24 protein-coding genes are annotated in these 13,583 nt (G+C 66.0%); all 24 read right to left on the bottom strand.

The window, feature by feature from the left end:
* Positions 1–99 precede the first annotated feature (99 nt).
* The 24 genes from rplQ to rplV all read right to left on the bottom strand — a co-directional run bounded on the left by rplQ (position 100) and on the right by rplV (position 13,567).
* Complete coding sequence (gene rplQ / locus MRBLMX7_RS14695; RefSeq protein WP_050722517.1) at positions 100–654, bottom strand: 50S ribosomal protein L17; 555 nt, start codon at positions 652–654, stop codon at positions 100–102.
* Positions 655–686: 32 nt separating this feature from the next.
* The gene (locus MRBLMX7_RS14690) at positions 687–1,676 is read right to left on the bottom strand and encodes a DNA-directed RNA polymerase subunit alpha (protein ID WP_050722516.1); all 990 of its coding nucleotides are present in this window, start codon (positions 1,674–1,676) and stop codon (positions 687–689) included.
* A gap of 145 nt (positions 1,677–1,821) precedes the next feature.
* A complete protein-coding gene (gene rpsK / locus MRBLMX7_RS14685) occupies positions 1,822–2,220 on the bottom strand; it encodes a 30S ribosomal protein S11 (protein WP_050722515.1) in 399 nt (132 codons plus the stop codon).
* Between the two features lie 31 nt (positions 2,221–2,251).
* The gene (rpsM, locus tag MRBLMX7_RS14680; protein WP_050722514.1) at positions 2,252–2,626 is read right to left on the bottom strand and encodes a 30S ribosomal protein S13; all 375 of its coding nucleotides are present in this window, start codon (positions 2,624–2,626) and stop codon (positions 2,252–2,254) included.
* Between the two features lie 185 nt (positions 2,627–2,811).
* Positions 2,812–2,928: a 50S ribosomal protein L36 gene (gene rpmJ / locus MRBLMX7_RS14675; RefSeq protein WP_005050492.1), complete on the bottom strand. Its 117-nt coding sequence runs from the start codon at positions 2,926–2,928 to the stop codon at positions 2,812–2,814.
* Between the two features lie 65 nt (positions 2,929–2,993).
* The gene (gene infA, locus MRBLMX7_RS14670) at positions 2,994–3,215 is read right to left on the bottom strand and encodes a translation initiation factor IF-1 (protein WP_017201569.1); all 222 of its coding nucleotides are present in this window, start codon (positions 3,213–3,215) and stop codon (positions 2,994–2,996) included.
* A 177-nt stretch (positions 3,216–3,392) separates the two neighbouring features.
* Positions 3,393–4,064, bottom strand: coding sequence for a DsbA family protein (locus MRBLMX7_RS14665; protein WP_363369564.1), 672 nt, complete (start codon positions 4,062–4,064; stop codon positions 3,393–3,395).
* 164 nt (positions 4,065–4,228) lie between these two features.
* Complete coding sequence (gene map, locus MRBLMX7_RS14660; protein ID WP_363369562.1) at positions 4,229–5,077, bottom strand: type I methionyl aminopeptidase; 849 nt, start codon at positions 5,075–5,077, stop codon at positions 4,229–4,231.
* A gap of 8 nt (positions 5,078–5,085) precedes the next feature.
* Positions 5,086–5,682, bottom strand: a complete 597-nt coding sequence (locus MRBLMX7_RS14655; protein ID WP_050722510.1) for an adenylate kinase — start codon at positions 5,680–5,682, stop codon at positions 5,086–5,088.
* Positions 5,679–7,001 carry a preprotein translocase subunit SecY gene (secY, locus tag MRBLMX7_RS14650; protein ID WP_363369560.1) on the bottom strand — a complete coding sequence of 441 codons (1,323 nt, stop codon included), beginning with the start codon at positions 6,999–7,001 and terminating at the stop codon, positions 5,679–5,681. Before secY ends, MRBLMX7_RS14655 begins: the two co-directional genes overlap by 4 nt.
* Positions 7,002–7,105: 104 nt before the next feature.
* The gene (gene rplO, locus MRBLMX7_RS14645; RefSeq protein WP_363369558.1) at positions 7,106–7,735 is read right to left on the bottom strand and encodes a 50S ribosomal protein L15; all 630 of its coding nucleotides are present in this window, start codon (positions 7,733–7,735) and stop codon (positions 7,106–7,108) included.
* Positions 7,735–7,920, bottom strand: coding sequence for a 50S ribosomal protein L30 (rpmD, locus tag MRBLMX7_RS14640; RefSeq protein WP_363369556.1), 186 nt, complete (start codon positions 7,918–7,920; stop codon positions 7,735–7,737). Before rpmD ends, rplO begins: the two co-directional genes overlap by 1 nt.
* On the bottom strand, positions 7,920–8,597 hold the full coding sequence (rpsE, locus tag MRBLMX7_RS14635; protein WP_268768102.1) for a 30S ribosomal protein S5: 678 nt from the start codon (positions 8,595–8,597) through the stop codon (positions 7,920–7,922). Before rpsE ends, rpmD begins: the two co-directional genes overlap by 1 nt.
* A 20-nt stretch (positions 8,598–8,617) precedes the next feature.
* A complete protein-coding gene (gene rplR, locus MRBLMX7_RS14630) occupies positions 8,618–8,977 on the bottom strand; it encodes a 50S ribosomal protein L18 (RefSeq protein ID WP_050722507.1) in 360 nt (119 codons plus the stop codon).
* 2 nt (positions 8,978–8,979) lie between these two features.
* Entirely contained in the window at positions 8,980–9,516 is a 537-nt protein-coding gene (gene rplF / locus MRBLMX7_RS14625) for a 50S ribosomal protein L6 (RefSeq protein WP_050722506.1), read from the bottom strand.
* A 6-nt stretch (positions 9,517–9,522) separates the two neighbouring features.
* Complete coding sequence (gene rpsH / locus MRBLMX7_RS14620) at positions 9,523–9,921, bottom strand: 30S ribosomal protein S8 (protein ID WP_050722505.1); 399 nt, start codon at positions 9,919–9,921, stop codon at positions 9,523–9,525.
* 133 nt (positions 9,922–10,054) lie between these two features.
* Positions 10,055–10,645 carry a 50S ribosomal protein L5 gene (rplE, locus tag MRBLMX7_RS14615; RefSeq protein WP_050722504.1) on the bottom strand — a complete coding sequence of 197 codons (591 nt, stop codon included), beginning with the start codon at positions 10,643–10,645 and terminating at the stop codon, positions 10,055–10,057.
* Entirely contained in the window at positions 10,645–10,992 is a 348-nt protein-coding gene (gene rplX, locus MRBLMX7_RS14610; protein ID WP_050722503.1) for a 50S ribosomal protein L24, read from the bottom strand. Before rplX ends, rplE begins: the two co-directional genes overlap by 1 nt.
* A 3-nt stretch (positions 10,993–10,995) precedes the next feature.
* Positions 10,996–11,364 carry a 50S ribosomal protein L14 gene (gene rplN, locus MRBLMX7_RS14605; RefSeq protein WP_050722502.1) on the bottom strand — a complete coding sequence of 123 codons (369 nt, stop codon included), beginning with the start codon at positions 11,362–11,364 and terminating at the stop codon, positions 10,996–10,998.
* The gene (rpsQ, locus tag MRBLMX7_RS14600; RefSeq protein ID WP_050722501.1) at positions 11,361–11,678 is read right to left on the bottom strand and encodes a 30S ribosomal protein S17; all 318 of its coding nucleotides are present in this window, start codon (positions 11,676–11,678) and stop codon (positions 11,361–11,363) included. The genes rplN and rpsQ overlap by 4 nt, the downstream gene beginning before the upstream one ends.
* Positions 11,678–11,995, bottom strand: coding sequence for a 50S ribosomal protein L29 (gene rpmC / locus MRBLMX7_RS14595; RefSeq protein WP_050722500.1), 318 nt, complete (start codon positions 11,993–11,995; stop codon positions 11,678–11,680). Before rpmC ends, rpsQ begins: the two co-directional genes overlap by 1 nt.
* A complete protein-coding gene (gene rplP / locus MRBLMX7_RS14590; RefSeq protein WP_045275476.1) occupies positions 11,995–12,414 on the bottom strand; it encodes a 50S ribosomal protein L16 in 420 nt (139 codons plus the stop codon). Before rplP ends, rpmC begins: the two co-directional genes overlap by 1 nt.
* Entirely contained in the window at positions 12,414–13,169 is a 756-nt protein-coding gene (rpsC, locus tag MRBLMX7_RS14585) for a 30S ribosomal protein S3 (protein WP_050722499.1), read from the bottom strand. Before rpsC ends, rplP begins: the two co-directional genes overlap by 1 nt.
* Complete coding sequence (gene rplV, locus MRBLMX7_RS14580) at positions 13,169–13,567, bottom strand: 50S ribosomal protein L22 (protein WP_025102404.1); 399 nt, start codon at positions 13,565–13,567, stop codon at positions 13,169–13,171. The genes rpsC and rplV overlap by 1 nt, the downstream gene beginning before the upstream one ends.
* Between the last annotated feature and the right edge of the window lie 16 nt (positions 13,568–13,583).

The following is a 13,583-nucleotide window of genomic DNA, read 5'->3' as shown; positions in this document are numbered from 1 at the left end:
GCGGATCGGGACACGGTCCGCGAAACGGACCCTGTCGACCCCGACACGACGAAGCCCGCCACCCCGAGAGGGATGGCGGGCTTCGTGCGATGCGAGAGCTTACTTGTTCTCGACGGCGTCCTCGGCGGCGGCCTCAGCGGCCTCGCCCTCGGCCTGCGACTCGGCGCCGGCGTCTGCAGCGGTCTCCTCGGCGGGAGCCTCCTCGACGGCGGTCTCCTCAGCCGGAGCCTCCTCGGCCGGCTTCTCAGCCTTCTCGGCCTTCGGAGCAGCCTTGGCAGCCTTCTTCTTGGGGGTGACGGGCTCGAGGACGAGCTCGATCACGGCCATGGGCGCGTTGTCGCCCTTGCGGTTGCCGACCTTCGTGATGCGGGTGTAGCCGCCCTCACGGTCCGCGACGAGCGGAGCGATCTCGGCGAACAGCGTGTGCACGACGTCCTTGTCACCGATGACCGAGAGAACGCGACGACGAGCGTGCAGGTCTCCGCGCTTGGCGAAGGTGATCAGACGCTCGGCGAGCGGACGCAGGCGCTTGGCCTTCGTCTCGGTCGTCTTGATGGACTTGTGCGTGAACAGCGCAGCGGCGAGGTTGGCAAGCAGCAGGCGCTCGTGGGCGGGGCCGCCTCCGAGGCGGGGACCCTTGGTGGGCTTGGGCATAATCGTCTAACTCCTGGTCAGAAGGTCGGGGTTCAGAAGGACTCGTCTTCGCTGCCGCCGTAGAAGTGGGCGCCGTCGAAACCGGGCACCGAATCCTTGAGCGACAGACCGAGCGAGATGAGCTTGTCGCGCACCTCGTCGACCGACTTCTGGCCGAAATTGCGGATGTTCATGAGCTGCGTCTCCGACAGGGCGACGAGCTCCGAAACGGTGTTGATGCCCTCACGCTTCAGGCAGTTGTACGAGCGCACCGACAGGTCGAGGTCCTCGATCGGCATCGACAGCTCGCTGGAGTTCACAGCCTCCACCGGCGCCGGGCCGATCTCGATGCCCTCGGCCTCGACGTTCAGCTCGCGGGCGAGACCGAACAGCTCGGTGAGCGTCTTGGCAGCCGATGCGACGGCGTCGCGGGGGCTGATCGCCGACTTGGTCTCGACGTCCAGGACCAGCTTGTCGAAGTCGGTGCGCTCACCCGCACGGGTGGCGTCGACGCGGTAGCTGACCTTGAGGACCGGCGAGTAGATCGAGTCGATCGGGATCTGACCGGCCTCGGCGTACTCGTTGCGGTTCTGCGTCGCGGAGACGTAGCCACGGCCGCGCTCGATCGTGAGCTCGAGCTCGAACTTGGCGGTGTCGTTGAGCGTCGCGATGACGAGCTCGGGGTTGTGCACCTCGACACCGGCCGGAGCCGAGATGTCGGCGGCGGTCACTTCGCCCGCACCGGTCTTGCGGAGGTACGCGGTGATCGGCTCGTCGCGCTCGCTCGAGACGACGAGCTGCTTGATGTTGAGGATGATCTCGGTGACATCCTCCTTCACGCCGGGGATGGTGCTGAACTCGTGCAGCACGCCGTCGATGCGGACGCTGGTGACGGCGGCACCGGGGATCGACGACAGCAGGCTGCGACGCAGCGCGTTGCCGATCGTGTATCCGAAGCCGGGCTCCAGAGGCTCGATGACGAACCGGCTCCGGTTCTCGACGATCTTTTCCTCGGTGAGTGTGGGACGCTGTGCAATGAGCACTCTGTGTTCCTTTCGATCACATGACCGCTATATGACATGTGGTGGGTGAGGTCTTGAGTTGTGACGTTTCCGTCGGCCCGCAGTGCGGGCGAACCCGCGGAACGGGCATGTGAGGGATGCCGGAGCACCCCTCACATGAGCCGGATCAGACGCGGCGGCGCTTCGGCGGGCGGCAGCCGTTGTGCGCCTGCGGGGTGACGTCCGAGATCGAGCCGACCTCGAGGCCGGCGGCCTGGAGCGAGCGGATCGCGGTCTCGCGGCCGGAGCCCGGACCCTTCACGAGGACGTCGACCTTCTTGACGCCGTGCTCCGCAGCCTGGCGGGCGGCGGACTCGGCCGCCATTCCGGCGGCGTACGGGGTCGACTTGCGGGAGCCCTTGAAGCCCACGCCACCCGACGATGCCCACGCGATGACGGCGCCGGACGGGTCGGTGATCGAGACGATGGTGTTGTTGAACGTCGACTTGATGTGGGCCTGGCCCAGCGCGATGTTCTTCTTCTCCTTGCGGCGCGGCTTGCGCGCGGCGGCCTTGGGTGCAGCCATGAAAATGTTCTCCTAGTCCCTGGGGCCGCGCTTAGCGGGCCTTCTTCTTGCCGGCGACGGTGCGCTTCGGGCCCTTGCGGGTACGGGCGTTGGTCTTGGTGCGCTGACCACGGACCGGGAGGCCACGACGGTGGCGGATGCCCTCGTAGGAGCCGATCTCGACCTTGCGGCGGATGTCTGCGGCGACCTCGCGGCGCAGGTCACCCTCCACCTTGTAGTTGCCTTCGATGTAGTCGCGGAGTGCGACGAGCTGGTCGTCCGAGAGGTCCTTCACGCGGATCGACTCGTCGATCTCGGTGGCCTTGAGGATCTCGACCGAGCGGGTACGGCCGACGCCGTAGATGTAGGTAAGGGCGATCACCACGCGCTTGTCGCGCGGGATGTCAACGCCGGCAAGACGTGCCATGCGGTTCTCCTGAGTGTGGTGGAGGTGTGGAGCAGGATCGGTGCCCGGGCCTCCGCCCCGAGGTGTCCCCCACCGGAGTGGGATCTGATCCTGCCAGTATCCTTCGGTCGTTGAGCGAACGGAGCGAGACGAAACGCCTCGACGCTCGCGCGACCTGTATTGAGTTGTGAGTCAGATCTGTGTGATCAGCCCTGGCGCTGCTTGTGGCGCGGGTTGCTCTTGCAGATCACCATGACGCGGCCGTGACGGCGGATCACCTTGCAGTGATCGCAGATGGGCTTGACGCTGGGGTTGACCTTCATGATGATTCCTGTTCGCTGTCTTCACCGGGCAGGCACGGATGCCTGGGGTGTTACTTCTCGACCGATCAGCGGTAGCGGTAGACGATGCGGCCGCGGGTCAGGTCGTAGGGGCTGAGCTCCACGACCACGCGGTCCTCGGGGATGATGCGGATGTAGTTCTGCCGCATCTTTCCGGAGATCGTTGCCAGGACCTTGTGTCCGTTGGAGAGCTCAACGCGGAACATCGCGTTGGGCAGAGCCTCGGAGATCACGCCCTCGATCTCGATGACACCGTCTTTCTTAGCCATAGCCTCGCTTGCGCTTCTGCAGACCGGTCGATCTGCGTTGTGAGTGGGATTGCGGTGTCTCGCCGACTCGGACACGCCGAATCAAGGCACAAGGCACCAAAGATCTATGTTAGACGACGACGGGAGTTCCGGCAACCTGAGCAGGATGCCGGAACTCCCGGAATGGGCGAACCTCGATCAGCTGATGAGATCGGTGAACTTCTTGAGATCGGTCTGGTTCTGGAGATCCAGGCGCTCGCCGTTGATCTCGACGGTCGGCGTACCGCCGATCTCATTCGCCTTGGCTTGAGCGGCACCGAACTTGCGATAGGTCTCGTCGGTGATGCACGACACCGCGTCGGTCGCTCCGACCTGAGTGGCGAAGTCGGCGAGCTGGTCCGTCGTGAGACCCGGGGTGTTCTCGTCTGGCTGGTTCTCGAACAGGGTCTTGGCGTAGTCGAGGTACAGGTCGGGGTTCGACTCCGCGACGCAGACCGCCGCACCGGCGGACCGCGAGGAGAACTCCGTGCCCTGTGAGAACCGGTCGAGGATGGCGATCGGGTGGTACTCGAGCGTGATCCGGCCATCGGCAGCCGCGGACTCGAGTGCTGCCCCGAACTGGTCCTCGAAGTTCTTGCACACCGGGCACTGGAAGTCGACGAAGACCGCGACGGTGTCCTCGCCATCGCCGAAGGAGATCGACCCGGTCTCGGAATTGAACGTGTCGTTGCTCTTCGGCTGAGCGCCCGGGGCGGTGGCCTGGTTGTTCAGGAACACCACGACGAAGGCGAGGACGGCCAGCACGACCACCACGGCCGCCGAGACGCCGATCACGAACCAGTTGGGACTACTGCTCTTCGCGGCTGCCATTGCTTTCCGTTTCTGTCGAGGCCCGCTCGCGGCGAGTCCGGCCTGAAATCTGCGGGTGCAGTCGCACCCAAGCATCCATTCTGCCCGGAGAAACCTATGCGCCGGTTGTGATGCCGATGACGATACGGCGTCGTTACGCGAACGCGCGCGACAGGATCAGATCGTCACGCGATCGGAGTCGGCGTGACACCGAAGGCAGCGAGACCCGCCGCTCCCCCGTCGGCTGCCGTGAGCACCCAGATGCCGCCGTCGTGCAGCGCGACGCTGTGCTCCCAGTGCGAGCCGTCGGTGCCGTCGACGGTCGAGACAGTCCAGTCGTCGTCCTCGACGAAGGTCTCCTCGCCGCCGGCCGTGACCATGGGCTCGATCGCCAGCACGAGGCCCGGCTTGATCTCCGGGCCGGGGTCGGGCGTGCGGTAGTTGAAGACGCTCGGGGCCTCATGCATCTTGCGGCCGATGCCGTGCCCGACGTACTCGCGCAGGATGCCGTAGGTCTTCCCCGACACCGCAGAAGGACCCTGGTCCTCGATGTACCCCTGGATGGCGGCACCGAGGTCGCCCAGGTGCCGCGCAGAGGCCATCGCGGCGATACCCGCCCACATCGACCCCTCGGTGACCCGGGAGAGCTCCTCGCGGCGCGCGACGACCTCAGGACGCGTGTCATCCGGAACGACGACCGTGATGGCGCTGTCGCCGTTCCAGCCCTGGTACTGCGCGCCGCAGTCGATGGACACGATGTCGCCGGCCTGCAGCACGCGCTCACCGGGGATGCCGTGCACGACCTCCTCGTTCACCGAGATGCAGGTCGTGTGCCGATAGCCCCGCACGAGCTGGAAGTTCGACTCCGCGCCCCGCTCGAGGATCAGCCGGTTCGCCGCGGCGTCCAGCTCGAGAGTGGTGACGCCAGGGCGGACCAGCGGTCGCATGGCGTCGAGAGCCGCCGCCGTGATCAGCCCCGGCTCCACCATCGAGCGGAGCTGAGCCTGCGTCTTGTAGATCGACCGGCGGAACATGGACGACGTCAGGCGGCGAGGCGCAGACCGCGAGCTGCCAGCGCCGCGAACACGCGCTCAGTGATCTCGTCGAGCGTGCCGACGCCGTCGATGCGATCGACGATGCCGCGCTCGCCGTAGACCTCGAGGATCGGAGCGGTCTCGTGCTCGTAGATGTCCAGACGGTGCGCGATGGCCTCGTCGGTGTCGTCCGAACGGCCCTGCTCCGCGGCGCGGAGCTTCAGCCGGGCGATGCTCTCCTCGCGCGGCACGTCGAGCAGGATGACCGCGTCGAGCGACTCACCGCGTGCTCCGAGGAACTCCTCGAGGTGCGCGACCTGAGCCGTGTTGCGCGGGTAGCCGTCGAGCAGGAACCCGTTCGCGGCATCCTCCTGCGACAGACGATCGCGGACGATCTCGCTGGTCAGGGCGTCCGGCACGAGGTCGCCCTTGTCGAGGATCGCGGTGACCTGCAGTCCGAGGGGCGTGCCCTCCTTGATGTTCGCGCGGAACATGTCGCCGGTCGACACCACCGGGATGCCGTAGGACTCGGCGATGCGGACGCCCTGCGTGCCCTTTCCGGATCCCTGAGGACCGACGATCAGGAGACGTGCGGATGCGGTCATCGGAGGAGCCCTTCGTAGTGACGCTGCTGCAGCTGCGCATCGATCTGCTTGACCGTCTCGAGACCCACACCGACGATGATGAGGATCGAGGCGCCGCCGAACGGGAAGTTCTGGTTGGCGCCGACGGTGGCGAGGGCGATGAGCGGGATGAGCGCAATCAGACCGAGGTAGATCGAGCCGGGCAGCGTGATGCGGGTGAGCACGTAGTCGAGGTACTCGGCGGTCGGACGACCGGCACGGATGCCGGGGATGAACCCGCCGTACTTCTTCATGTTGTCGGCGACCTCGACCGGGTTGAACGTGATCGCGACATAGAAGTAGGTGAACCCGATGATCAGCAGGAAGTACGCCGCCATGTAGATCGGGTGGTTGCCCGTGGTGAAGTACGTGCTGATCCAGGTGACCCACGCGGCCGGCTCCGAGCCGTCCTGCGGGGTGTTGAACTGCGCGATGAGCGCCGGGATGTACAGCAGCGACGACGCGAAGATCACGGGGATCACACCCGCCATGTTCACCTTGATCGGGATGTAGGTGTTCGTGCCGCCGTACGTGCGGCGACCGACCATGCGCTTGGCGTACTGCACGGGGATGCGTCGCTGGGACTGCTCGACGAAGACGACGAGACCCATCACGATGATGCCGACGAGCAGCACGAGCAGGAAGACCTCGAAGCCGCGGCTCTCCCAGATCAGCCACATCGCGCCGGGGAACGTCGCGGCGATCGAGGTGAAGATGAGGAGGGACATGCCGTTGCCGACGCCGCGCTCGGTGACGAGCTCGGCGAACCACATGATGAGGCCGGTGCCGGCGGTCATCGCCATGATGATGAGCAGCTGCGCCCACCACACGTCGTTCGTGAGGAGGTTCTGGCACGCGGCGATGTCGGTCTGCCCGAACAGCTGTCCGCTGCGGGCCACCGTGACGAGCGTCGTCGACTGCAGAAGCGCGAGAGCGATCGTCAGGTAGCGCGTGTACTGGGTCAGACGGGCCTGGCCGGCCTGGCCCTCCTTGTGCAGCGCCTCGAAGTGCGGGATGACCACGCGGAGGAGTTGGGTGATGATCGTCGCGGTGATGTACGGCATGACGCCGAGCGCGAAGATGGAGAGCTGGAGGAGCGCGCCGCCGGAGAACAGGTTGACGAGACCCAGGAGACCGTCGGTCTGCGTGTTCTGTGCGAGACACTGCTCGACGTTCGGGAAGTTGACGAACGGAGCGGGGACGTTGGAGCCGAGTCGGTAGATCGCGACGATGGCGAGAGTGAAACCGATCTTCCGACGCAGGTCTGGCGTGCGGAAGATCCGCGCGATGGCGCTAAACAAGGGACGTTCCTCCTGAAAAGGTTGCCGATCCCCGAGGGACGGCTGAAAGAACAGGCTAACGCATAAGAGGGGCCGGAGAATCTCCGACCCCTCTCACGACGTGGTTACTTGACGGATCCGCCCGCTGCCACGATCTTCTGCTCGGCAGAACCCGAGACCTTGTCGACCGAGACGGTGAGCTTCACGGCGATGTCGCCGTTACCGAGAACCTTGACCTTCTCGTTCTTGCGAACGGCGCCCTTGGCGACCAGGTCGCCGACGGTGACGTCGCCGCCCTGGGGGTACAGCTCCGCGAGCTTCTCCAGGTTCACGACCTGGTACTCCACGCGGAACGGGTTCTTGAAACCGCGCAGCTTCGGGGTGCGCATGTGCAGAGGCATCTGCCCACCCTCGAAGCCGACGCGCACGGTGTTTCGCGCCTTGGTGCCCTTGGTGCCGCGACCGGCGGTCTTGCCCTTGGAACCCTCACCACGACCGACACGGGTCTTCGCGGTGTTGGATCCGGGGACCGGACGCAGGTGGTGCACCTTCAGGACGCCGGGACGGGATGCCGGAGCATCCTTCTTCGGCGCAGCCTTCTTGGCGGCGGGCTTCTTCGCAGGACCCTCGGCCTTGGCGTCGGCCGCGGCGGCCGGTGCCTTCTTGGCGGCGGGCTTCTTCTCGGCTGCAGCCTTGGGAGCGGCAGCCTTCTTCGGGGCCTTCTCAGCCTCGACGGCTTCGTTCTTCTCAGCCATTAGTCGATCTCCTCAACCTTCACGAGGTGCGCGACGGCCTTGACGTAACCGCGCGTCTGCGCGTCGTCGGGGCGGACGGTGCTGTCACCGATCCGCTTCAGACCGAGCGAACGCAGCGTGTCGCGCTGGTTCTGCTTCTCGCTCACCTTGGACTTCACCTGCGTGACCTGGAGCCGGGCGGCCATCAGGCACCTACCTTCTGTGCGGCGATGGCGTCGGCCTCGGCGCGGACGAGGCGCGCGGGTGCGACCTGGTCGAACTCGAGGCCACGACGTGCGGCGACCGCACGGGGCTCCTCGAGCTGCTTCAGGGCCGTCACCGTCGCGTGCACGATGTTGATCGTGTTCGACGAGCCGAGCGACTTCGACAGCACGTCGTGGATGCCGGCGCACTCGAGCACGGCGCGCACGGGACCACCCGCGATGACACCGGTACCGGCGGCAGCGGGACGCAGCAGCACGACACCGGCCGCAGCCTCACCCTGCACGGGGTGCGGGATGGTGCTGCCGACGCGCGGCACGCGGAAGAAGTTGCGCTTGGCCTCTTCGACGCCCTTCGAGATCGCGAGGGGGACCTCACGAGCCTTGCCGTAGCCGACGCCGACCAGACCGTTACCGTCGCCGACGACCACGAGAGCGGTGAAGCTGAAGCGACGACCACCCTTCACGACCTTCGACACGCGGTTGATGGTCACGACGCGCTCGAGGAACTGGTTGTCACCACGGTCGCGCGAGTTGCGGTCGCGTCCACCCTGGTTGCGGTCACCACGGCCGCCGCGGCGACCGTCGCGCTGGTCACGAGTCGGCTCGGCCTGCGTCGTGCCGGCGGCCGTCTCGGAAGTGGCAGCAGCCGCTTCGGTCACTTCGTTCTCCTTGTTGTCACTCACAGTGCCAGGCCTCCCTCACGAGCGCCATCGGCGATGGCGGCGACACGACCGGCGTAGCGGTTGCCGCCACGGTCGAACACTGCCTCGGAAACGCCTGCGGCCTTCGCGCGCTCGGCGAGGAGCTCGCCGACCTTGCGGGCCTTGGCGGTCTTGTCGCCCTCGAGCGAGCGCAGGTCGGTCTCGAGCGTCGAAGCCGACGCGACGGTGTGACCCTTGCTGTCGTCGACGAGCTGCACGAAGACGTGGCGCGACGAGCGGTTGACGACGAGGCGCGGACGCACCTCGGTGCCGACGACCTTCTTGCGAAGGCGGGCGTGACGACGCGCGCGGGCGTCAGACTTTGACTTGAGAGCCATGGTTACTTACCACTCTTTCCGGCCTTGCGACGCACGTTCTCGCCGGCGTAGCGCACGCCCTTGCCCTTGTACGGCTCGGGCTTGCGGATCTTGCGGATGTTGGCAGCTGCCTCGCCGACAGCCTGCTTGTCGATCCCGCTGACGGTGAGCTTGTTGGTGCCCTCGACCGTGAGCGTGATGCCGGCGGGAGCGTCGATCAGGACCGGGTGCGAGAAGCCGAGGGCGAACTCGACCGAGCTGCCCTTCTGCTGCACGCGGTAACCGGTGCCGACGACCTCGAGACCCTTGGAGTAGCCCTGGGTCACGCCGATGATGTTGTTGTTGATGAGCGTGCGGGTCAGGCCGTGGAGAGACCGCGACTCGCGCTCGTCGTCGGGACGGGTGACGAGAACCTGGTTCTCCTCGACCGCGACCTCGATGGGGCTGGCGACCGTCAGGGTGAGCTCACCCTTGGGGCCCTTCACCGCGACCTCACGGCCGTCGACCGAAACGGTCACGCCCGCGGGAACGTCGATGGGAAGTCGTCCGATACGCGACATGTCGAATCACCACACGTAGGCGAGAACTTCTCCGCCCACGCCCTTCTGCTCAGCCTGACGGTCGGTGAGAAGACCGGAGGAGGTGGACAGGATGGCCACGCCGAGGCCGCCGAGGACCTTGGGGAGCTCGGTGGACTTCGCGTACACGCGGAGTCCGGGCTTCGACACGCGCTTGATGCCCGCGATCGAACGCTCCCGGTTGGGGCCGTACTTCAGCTGCAGGGTGAGGTTCGTGCCGACGCGAGCGGCAGAGGTCTCCCAGCCCGCGATGTAGCCCTCCTGCTGGAGGATCTCGGCGATGTGCGTCTTGAGCTTGCTCGACGGCAGCGTCACGGAGTCGTGGTGCGCCGAGTTCGCGTTGCGCAGACGGGTCAGCAGATCTGCGACCGGGTCTGTCATTGTCATTGGTGTTTTCCTTTGTTCATGAGGTTCCGGCTGCCGTTACACGACAGACGGCCTGCGATGAGCACGCAATCTTCAATTGTACGGGCACTTCGACGGGCTCAGTGACCAGATGGTCGCCGAGCCCGTCGAGGTGTCACGCCTGTGCGTCGTCCGAGCGGAACGGGAAGCCGAGGTGGCGCAGCAGGGCGCGACCCTCGTCATCCGTCTTCGCGGTGGTGACGACGGTGATGTCGAAACCGCGAACCCGGTCGATCTTGTCCTGATCGATCTCGTGGAACACGCTCTGCTCCTGGAGACCGAAGGTGTAGTTGCCGTTGCCGTCGAACTGCTTGGCCGACAGACCGCGGAAGTCGCGGATGCGGGGCAGTGCGAGCGAGACCAGGCGGTCCACGAACTCCCAGGCGCGGTCGCCACGCAGGGTGACGTGCGCGCCGATGGCCTGTCCCTCACGCAGCTTGAACTGCGCGATGGACTTGCGGGCCTTCGTGACGATCGGCTTCTGGCCGGTGATCTTGGTGAGGTCGTCGACCGCGCCATCGATCACCTTGCTGTCGCGAGCTGCCTCGCCGACACCGGTGTTCACGACGACCTTGACCAGTCCGGGGATCTGCATGACGTTCGTGTAGCCGAACTCGTCCTGCATCGCCTTCTTGATCTCGGCGTTGTACTTCTGCTTCAGGCGGGGCTGGATCTTGCCAGCCTCCACGGCAGTCTCGGTTGCCATCAGAGGTCCTTACCGCTCTTCTTCGCGAAGCGCACGCGGACGGTGCGCTTGACGCCGTCCTTGGTCTGCTCCTCGACCCGGTGGCCGACCTTGGTCGGCTTCTTGGTCGAGGGGTCGACGAGTGCGACGTTCGAGATGTGGATGGGAGCCTCGACAGTCTCGAGGCCGCCCGTCTTGGTGCCGCGCTGCGTCTGACCGACGCGCGTGTGCTTGGTGACGTAGTTCACGCCCTCGACGACGACGCGGTTGCGCTCGGACAGGATCTCGAGGACCTTGCCCTGCTTGCCGCGCTCGTCCTTGGGTCCGGTGATGACCTGGACCAGGTCACCCTTCTTGATCTTCGCCATGACTTAGATAACCTCCGGCGCCAGCGAGACGATCTTCATGAACTTCTTGTCGCGAAGCTCACGGCCGACCGGGCCGAAGATACGGGTGCCGCGGGGCTCCCCGTCGTTCTTCAGGATCACGGCGGCGTTCTCGTCGAACTTGATGTACGAGCCGTCGGGACGGCGCGTGGACTTGACGGTGCGGACGATGACGGCCTTGACCACATCGCCCTTCTTGACGTTTCCACCGGGGATCGCGTCCTTGACGGTCGCGACGATGGTGTCGCCCAGGCCCGCGTAGCGGCGCTTGGAGCCACCGAGCACACGGATGGTGAGCAGCTCCTTGGCGCCGGTGTTGTCGGCGACCTTGAGGCGAGATTCCTGCTGAATCACTTGGCCTTCTCCAGAATCTCCACCAGACGCCAGCGCTTGGTGGCGCTGAGCGGGCGGGTCTCGTTGATCAGGACGAGGTCGCCGACGCCGGCGGTGTTCGCCTCGTCGTGCGCCTTGACCTTCGAGGTGCGGCGGATGACCTTGCCGTAAAGCGGGTGCTTCACACGGTCCTCGACCTCGACCACGATGGTCTTGTCCATCTTGTCGCTGACGACGTAGCCACGGCGGGCCTTGCGGTAACCGCGGGCGTCCGCGTCGCGGACGTCGTGCGCGGCGTGCTCGGCCTCAGCGGCTGCAGCCTTCTTCTCAGCCATCACTCGGCCTCTTCCTTCACGGCGTCGTCAGCGGCATCCGCCTTCTTCGCCTTCGACTTGGACGCCTTCTTGGCCGGAGCCTCGACCGGAGCGGGCGTCGCACGGATGCCCAGCTCGCGCTCGCGGATCACGGTGTAGAGGCGCGCGATGTCGCGCTTGACGGCGCGGATGCGGCCGTGGCTCTCCAGCTGGCCGGTGGCCGACTGGAAACGGAGGTTGAACAGCTCCTCCTTGGCCTTGCGCAGCTCCTCAACGAGGCGCTGGTCTTCGAACGTGTCGAGCTCTGCCGGAGCGAGCTCCTTGGTGCCGATCGCCATTACGCGTCGCCCTCCTCGCGCTTGATGATGCGTGCCTTGAGCGGCAGCTTGTGGATTGCTCGGGTGAGTGCCTCGCGAGCGAGTTCCTCGTTGACACCCGCAACCTCGAAGAGGACGCGACCCGGCTTGACGTTGGCGACCCACCACTCGGGCGAGCCCTTACCGGAACCCATGCGGGTCTCGGCCGGCTTCTTGGTGAGCGGTCGGTCCGGGTAGATGTTGATCCACACCTTTCCGCCACGCTTGATGTGACGGGTCATCGCGATACGAGCGGACTCGATCTGACGGTTCGTCACGTACGCCGGCGTGAGCGCTTGGATGCCGAACTCGCCGAAGGAGACCTTCGTGCCGCCGGTGGCCTGGCCATCGCGCTTGGGGTGATGCTGCTTGCGGTACTTGACCTTGCGGGGAATAAGCATCAGGCAGACGCTCCTTCTGCGACAGGGGCCTCGTTGCGCGGAGCGCGGCGGCGGTCGCCACCACGGTCGTCACGACGCGACTTCGGTGCGTTGGCCTGCTCGCGAGCAAGCTCCTTGTTGGTCAGGTCGCCCTTGTAGATCCAGACCTTCACGCCGATGCGGCCGAAGGTGGTCTTCGCCTCGTAGAAGCCGTAGTCGATGTTCGCGCGCAGCGTGTGCAGCGGCACACGACCCTCGCGGTAGAACTCCGAGCGGCTCATCTCGGCGCCGCCGAGGCGGCCGGAGACCTGGATGCGGATGCCCTTGGCACCAGCGCGCTGCGCGCCCTGGAGACCCTTGCGCATCGCACGACGGAACGCCACACGAGCAGACAGCTGCTCGGCGATGCCCTGCGCGACGAGCTGAGCGTCGGCCTCGGGGTTCTTGACCTCGAGGATGTTCAGCTGGATCTGCTTGCCGGTGAGCTTCTCGAGGTCGCCGCGGATGCGCTCGGCCTCGGCTCCACGACGACCGATCACGATGCCCGGGCGGGCGGTGTGGATGTCGACGCGGACGCGGTCACGGGTGCGCTCGATCTCGATGTTCGAGACGCCGGCGCGGTCGAGCTGCGTCTGCAGCAGACGACGGATCTTGATGTCCTCGGCGACGTAGTCGGCGTAACGCTGACCCGGCTTCGTCGAGTCCGAGAACCAGCGCGACACGTGGTCCGTGGTGATGCCGAGGCGGAAGCCGTACGGGTTTACCTTCTGTCCCATTACTTGCTCGCCTTCTTGTTGCTGTCGCCCGCAGCGGCCGGGGCCGCCTCAGGCGTCGAGAGCACGACCGTGATGTGGCTCGTGCGCTTCTTGATCTGGAAAGCGCGACCCTGTGCACGGGGCTGGAAACGCTTGAGCGTCGTGCCCTCGTCCACGTACGCGTTCTTCACGTACAGGTCCTGCTCGTCGAGGTACTCGCCGTCACGATCCGCCTTGACCTGCGCGTTGGCCATGGCCGACGCGACAAGCTTGTAGATCGGCTCACTGGCGGACTGCTGAGCGAACTTCAGGATCGCCAGAGCCTCCTGGGCCTGCTTGCCCTTGATGAGCGCGACGACACGACGAGCCTTCTGAGGGGTCACGCGGATGTGTCGCACGCGTGCGATGGACTCCACCATTTCTCTCTCCTCTATC

The organism is Microbacterium sp. LMX7-1.2 (assembly GCF_040675935.1).
Classification (GTDB): domain Bacteria; phylum Actinomycetota; class Actinomycetes; order Actinomycetales; family Microbacteriaceae; genus Microbacterium.
This window is presented reverse-complemented; position numbering and strand designations above follow the sequence as displayed.

Coding starts and splice junctions, on each gene's coding strand:
- rplQ (WP_050722517.1), bottom strand. CDS start 654: ATGCCCAAGCCCACCAAGGGTCCCCGCCTCGGAGGCGGCCCCGCCCAC.
- rpsK (WP_050722515.1), bottom strand. CDS start 2,220: ATGGCTGCACCCAAGGCCGCCGCGCGCAAGCCGCGCCGCAAGGAGAAG.
- rpsM (WP_050722514.1), bottom strand. CDS start 2,626: ATGGCACGTCTTGCCGGCGTTGACATCCCGCGCGACAAGCGCGTGGTG.
- rpmJ (WP_005050492.1), bottom strand. CDS start 2,928: ATGAAGGTCAACCCCAGCGTCAAGCCCATCTGCGATCACTGCAAGGTG.
- infA (WP_017201569.1), bottom strand. CDS start 3,215: ATGGCTAAGAAAGACGGTGTCATCGAGATCGAGGGCGTGATCTCCGAG.
- MRBLMX7_RS14665 (WP_363369564.1), bottom strand. CDS start 4,064: ATGGCAGCCGCGAAGAGCAGTAGTCCCAACTGGTTCGTGATCGGCGTC.
- map (WP_363369562.1), bottom strand. CDS start 5,077: ATGTTCCGCCGGTCGATCTACAAGACGCAGGCTCAGCTCCGCTCGATG.
- MRBLMX7_RS14655 (WP_050722510.1), bottom strand. CDS start 5,682: ATGACCGCATCCGCACGTCTCCTGATCGTCGGTCCTCAGGGATCCGGA.
- rplO (WP_363369558.1), bottom strand. CDS start 7,735: ATGGCTGAGAAGAACGAAGCCGTCGAGGCTGAGAAGGCCCCGAAGAAG.
- rpmD (WP_363369556.1), bottom strand. CDS start 7,920: ATGGCCGCCCGGCTCCAGGTCACGCAGGTGAAGTCCAAGGTGAGCGAG.
- rplR (WP_050722507.1), bottom strand. CDS start 8,977: ATGGCTCTCAAGTCAAAGTCTGACGCCCGCGCGCGTCGTCACGCCCGC.
- rplF (WP_050722506.1), bottom strand. CDS start 9,516: ATGTCGCGTATCGGACGACTTCCCATCGACGTTCCCGCGGGCGTGACC.
- rpsH (WP_050722505.1), bottom strand. CDS start 9,921: ATGACAATGACAGACCCGGTCGCAGATCTGCTGACCCGTCTGCGCAAC.
- rplE (WP_050722504.1), bottom strand. CDS start 10,645: ATGGCAACCGAGACTGCCGTGGAGGCTGGCAAGATCCAGCCCCGCCTG.
- rplX (WP_050722503.1), bottom strand. CDS start 10,992: ATGGCGAAGATCAAGAAGGGTGACCTGGTCCAGGTCATCACCGGACCC.
- rpsQ (WP_050722501.1), bottom strand. CDS start 11,678: ATGGCTGAGAAGAAGGCTGCAGCCGCTGAGGCCGAGCACGCCGCGCAC.
- rpmC (WP_050722500.1), bottom strand. CDS start 11,995: ATGGCGATCGGCACCAAGGAGCTCGCTCCGGCAGAGCTCGACACGTTC.
- rplP (WP_045275476.1), bottom strand. CDS start 12,414: ATGCTTATTCCCCGCAAGGTCAAGTACCGCAAGCAGCATCACCCCAAG.
- rpsC (WP_050722499.1), bottom strand. CDS start 13,169: ATGGGACAGAAGGTAAACCCGTACGGCTTCCGCCTCGGCATCACCACG.
- rplV (WP_025102404.1), bottom strand. CDS start 13,567: ATGGTGGAGTCCATCGCACGCGTGCGACACATCCGCGTGACCCCTCAG.